Source organism: Mesorhizobium sp. M7A.F.Ca.CA.001.08.2.1 (assembly GCF_003998455.1).
GTDB classification, from domain to species: domain Bacteria; phylum Pseudomonadota; class Alphaproteobacteria; order Rhizobiales; family Rhizobiaceae; genus Mesorhizobium; species Mesorhizobium ciceri.
Genome location: NZ_RZPW01000572.1, coordinates 1 through 4,194 on the forward strand (window position 1 = coordinate 1; position 4,194 = coordinate 4,194).

Annotated in this window: 5 protein-coding genes; 3 read left to right on the plus strand and 2 right to left on the minus strand. The window is 59.7% G+C overall.

Features of this window, described 5'->3' with window-relative positions:
• The first annotated feature begins 42 nt into the window (after window positions 1-42).
• Entirely contained in the window at window positions 43-195 is a 153-nt protein-coding gene (locus tag EN914_RS38420; protein WP_155925010.1) for a hypothetical protein, read from the plus strand.
• Window positions 196-326: 131 nt separating this feature from the next.
• Here the strand turns inward: EN914_RS38420 and EN914_RS26530 are convergent, their stop codons facing one another.
• Both EN914_RS26530 and EN914_RS26535 read right to left on the minus strand, forming a co-directional pair.
• Window positions 327-1,376: a chemotaxis protein CheB gene (locus tag EN914_RS26530; protein ID WP_024505774.1), complete on the minus strand. Its 1,050-nt coding sequence runs from the start codon at window positions 1,374-1,376 to the stop codon at window positions 327-329.
• Window positions 1,377-1,502: 126 nt separating this feature from the next.
• Window positions 1,503-2,471 (minus strand): manganese catalase family protein, encoded by a 969-nt coding sequence (locus EN914_RS26535; protein ID WP_024505775.1) that lies wholly within the window; start codon window positions 2,469-2,471, stop codon window positions 1,503-1,505.
• A 481-nt stretch (window positions 2,472-2,952) separates the two neighbouring features.
• On the opposite strand from EN914_RS26535, the gene EN914_RS39910 reads away from it, so the two are divergent.
• Together EN914_RS39910 and EN914_RS26545 are read left to right on the plus strand one after the other, a co-directional pair.
• Window positions 2,953-3,087 carry a hypothetical protein gene (locus EN914_RS39910; RefSeq protein ID WP_013525051.1) on the plus strand — a complete coding sequence of 45 codons (135 nt, stop codon included), beginning with the start codon at window positions 2,953-2,955 and terminating at the stop codon, window positions 3,085-3,087.
• 550 nt (window positions 3,088-3,637) lie between these two features.
• Complete coding sequence (locus EN914_RS26545; protein ID WP_024505776.1) at window positions 3,638-4,162, plus strand: ferritin-like domain-containing protein; 525 nt, start codon at window positions 3,638-3,640, stop codon at window positions 4,160-4,162.
• Window positions 4,163-4,194 lie beyond the last annotated feature (32 nt).

Here is a 4,194-nt window from a genome sequence, read left to right on the forward strand (position 1 = left end):
GCCATACTTCAATTGGTGAACCCGCGACACGAGCGTTAGCTCGTGGCCAAAGCTGCTGTCGGGTATTTTGTTCCGGATAGCCGAGGCTTGGCAATTCCCAGCATTTCTGCTGAAGTTGGCGTTTTGGAGCGGGGTGGAGATGGTTCGGAATTTCTGTTGAATGCCCTGCGCGACGTCCGCCTGACGCTGATGTGACCTAATATCGTTCTTTGCCGACACCCTTGCTGTCTCTGTGGGATCATGGTCTCCGGCAAGTGACGCCGCCAACCCGGTAACCGTGAGCCCCGGACCGAAATAAGGTCATGGTTGTCGGGGCGTGTGTTTTGTCACGGCCTTCGACGATGGATAATTTCTTCAATAAGTTTCGCGTCGGCTTCGTGTTCCGCGGCCCGCGTAGCCATTTGGCTGGCCAAGCTATGTCTTTCCCGAGCGGCTTCTCGTTGCGCCGTCCGTTTCGCCAACTCGGCCCGCTGCTGGTGCGCTCTTAGAAGGCTCCAAAGGGCCTGTTCCGCATCGTCCGCCTGGGCCTGCATCAAAACGTCCGCTCCGAATGCATGTCCAGTGTGACAACGGTAACGGGTAATCGGCCCGTCTTCGATCTCCCAAAGCGGTCCGTGACATTCGGGGCAGACAAATGGCGAGGGGATGCCAAGCTGGCGTTCTGTCTGTTCCATTGTGCTGTGCTCCTGAGCAGCAATCGCAGCCTCAAGGCGGATGACAGGCGGGATTTCTGGTGTCGGCCCTGCGAGTTCGGACGCAAGCCTGCGCAACAGGCCAGCCATTTCGGACAGGGCGACGCAATGGTCGACTTCCACATTCTGCAAGGCGCTCAGCGGCATATCGGGTACTGCAGCGTCGTCGGGATCTTGAACCACGCTGACCCCTCCGCAAATCTTGATGGCGCGCAAGCCGGCGGTCCCGTCGGAGAGGCTGCCCGTGAGCACGACACCAATCACGCTGCCGCCAAAGCTGCAGGCCGCTGATCGAAAAAGGGGATCGATGGCAGGGCGCGCCAAATTCTCCCGCGGCCCGCGCCGCAGCAGCATGTGATCATCATGTAAAAGCAGGTGAGCTCCGGGCGGTGCAACGAAGATATGCCCGTTTTTAACCTTCGTGCCGCTGGCGGCATTCGCTACGGGCATGTTGGCAGCGCGACCGAGAATGTCGCCGAGGTAACTCGTGAGACCGACGTGCTGTACGATGAGGAGGGCCGCCGGAATGTCCGGCGAAATATCCCGGACAAGTCTCTTCAGCGCGTCGAGGCCCCCCGCCGAGGCTCCGATTGCGACAATGCACCGGTTCTCGCAACCGTAGGCACGGACCTTCTCCGACTGCCCCGCATGTTCCGACTCTGATCGTGGTGCGGCGGTGGCCATATGTGCTTCACCCACTCAGCAAATAGCGAGCACTCCGGCCAGTCCGCTGCTGCCAGTCGGATGCCCCTGCTTTCGTCGTTAGCTTCCTGACCCGAACATAGTTGCCCGCAATGAGGTCAGTCCAAACTAACGCTTACGTGCGCGTTTGACAGCAGCCTCGGCCACGGCCGGGGCCTCCTGAATGCTTGCCGCGCCGCCAAAATCCGCGTTCTTGGTTCGGCCAGCTCCCGGACCGGCACCTAGATCAGCGCCCGTGATCGGATCGGACGCCGGATCAGAAAGAGTACGGTCGGCCATCTTGGCCACCACCTTCATGTCTCTGGCGCCCATTTTGACGGTTGCCAAGCCGTCTCCGCCGTCGACGGGCATCACCTCTTCAAGGTCATCGATCCGATCCCACTCTTCGCCGGAATTCCATGGACCATTGGTATCGCCGTCACCTTGAGAGGTGTTGACGTACATGCTGGCGTACCTCTCGATGCCCGGGAGCTTGCCTGACGGGAAATTGTTTTCGATGGCGTAGAGTGCTTTCTCAAACGACTTTTGATGAGCGATCTCGCGTGTCATCAGGAAGCCGAGCGCGTCCTTGATGCCCGGATCATCGGTGATGTTGATGAGGCGTTCGTAAACGATCTTGGCGCGCGCTTCAGCGGCGATGTTCGACCGCAAATCCACGGTAGGTTCACCGCGTGAGTCGACATAGGCCGCGGTCCAGGGAACGCCGGCTGAGTCGCACAGCGCGGGAGCACCGCCAAACAGGATGGATTCCTTGGCTGTCGTACCGCTGGCGCCGATCATCATATAAAGGTCCGCTTCTTTCATCTGGCCTTCGGCAAGTTGTGCCTTGAGCCCCTTGTTCAGCATGGTGACGATCGATCCCACCACCTCAAGGTGGCTGAGTTCTTCAGTGGCTATGTCGAGCAACATGTCGCGACGGCCAAGATCATCCTCGCCGAGGCCTTGCGTGAAATAGCGCATCGCCGCGGCAAGCTCACCATCGGCGCCACCGAATTGTTCCATGATCATGCAGGCCAGGCGGGGATTAGGCTCCGAAACGCGGACGGTGTATTGCAGGCGCTTGTTGTGCATGAACATTGGCAATCCTCCAGGGGGTTGGGTTGCCCAACATCCGCCTGCGAGGATTGTTCCATATTGCATCGAGTGACGCAGTGGCCGATCCGCGAGGCCATGGCGCGCTAGGGGTTAAATTCGTGTCGGGACGCACATCAATGAGCGCCTCCAGATGGGAAAAAGACTGGTCGCGCACGTTTTTTCCTCCGGGTACTGGAACGAACATGTTGTCGGGACTAACCCACGATGAAAGCGGCGAAAAACTGCTGAGGCTCTGCATTCGTCTGCAGGTCACAGCGATGGGATGACAGATCCCGAATGGCCACAGCAAAGTCCGGCGCCAGGCATCTCTTGCGAAGTTTTGCAATCGCAGAACAATCGCGTCAAACCACAGTTCGAGCCAGGCAGCGGAGCTGCAAGATTGGTGACCCGATCCCCGCGTGAGCCCTCCCACGGCGTAGGCGCTTGATCACCAGCAGGCGATATAATCGAGGCGATAGCATCGATGGGCAAGAAGGCCAAGCAGAACACCGCGTCTCGGACGGATCGCGAAAGGGCCATCGAAGCGAACTACTTTGCCCGAAAGTGCGGCCTCACCAAGGACGAGGCACTCAAGATTCTCAGGTCGCAGGATCGATGAAGAAGCGAAACGGCGGTCGGGCGGCCGGTAGGAGCAATCGTCGCTCGATCGTCGCAACCGATGGCGGCGGATGATCTAGTTCACCCCGACACACCTTTTCAACAATCCGCTTCAACCATCCGGGCATGCCGCGGGCCGGGTCCCGTTTAGACCGGCAGAGGCAGCCGAGCGACCATTGTGGCTTGCAATATGTGCCGAAAAGCGCGCGATCTGGTCTCACAGCAGCTTGCCCACAAAACGCTGAAGAGGTCGTTCCGGCGCCGCGGCCCCCGACCGCCGTCTTATCAACATTGATCGGCGAAAGCGTGACCAGCAATCGACTTCGATAGGCGAGAACGCCGGTTAAGGCGCGGCAGGCGGCTTGACAAGCGGCCGCGAGGCTGGCCAGGCGCAGAGGCGACATGGCGCCGGTTGTGCCGACCAGAACGGAGCGAGATCACGGTCCTTGCTCGTGTTCCCACCATGTCTTTGAGGGCGAGGAACAACCGATGGCCTTGGTTGTTAGAGCTGCATATGCCGCGAAGCATTGAACTCGAAGTGGGACATGGAGATGGCGACGAAGAAAAGCGCCCAGAGCAGCACAAAGGGCCTGGAAGATCTATTTTACGAAGCCTTGAAGGACATATACTACGCGGAGCGCAAGATCTTAAGTGCCCTCAAGAAAATGGCCAGGGGTGCCGAATCGCAAGAGTTGACCGCCGCGTTCGAGAAGCACCGCGACGAGACTGAGGGTCAGGTTGAGCGGCTGCAGCAGGTGTTCGTGATTTTCGGCAAGCGCGCGCAGGGCAAGACCTGTCCCGCGATCGACGGCATCATTGAGGAGGGCGGGGAGATACTGGAGGAGTTCCAGGCGGCGCCGGCCCTCGACGCCGGGCTTGTTGCCGCTGCCCAGGCCGTCGAGCATTATGAGGTCGCCCGTTATGGGACATTGGTAACCTGGGCAAGGCTGCTCGGCTTGAATGACGCGGTTCCGCTGCTGCAGCAGACGCTCGACGAAGAGAAGGCAACGGACGAGGCGTTGACGCAGCTTGGAGAAACCAGCGTAAATGAAAGGGCGCTGCAAGATGCCGCCTAGATCTAGCTGAACGCGTTGGGCGGGAGGGAGAT

Excerpts from the sequence above, each read along its gene's own strand:
- EN914_RS26530 (WP_024505774.1), bottom strand. The coding sequence starts at position 1,376 with ATGGCCACCGCCGCACCACGATCAGAGTCGGAACATGCGGGGCAGTCG.
- EN914_RS26535 (WP_024505775.1), bottom strand. The coding sequence starts at position 2,471 with ATGTTCATGCACAACAAGCGCCTGCAATACACCGTCCGCGTTTCGGAG.
- EN914_RS39910 (WP_013525051.1), top strand. The coding sequence starts at position 2,953 with ATGGGCAAGAAGGCCAAGCAGAACACCGCGTCTCGGACGGATCGCGAA.
- EN914_RS26545 (WP_024505776.1), top strand. The coding sequence starts at position 3,638 with ATGGCGACGAAGAAAAGCGCCCAGAGCAGCACAAAGGGCCTGGAAGAT.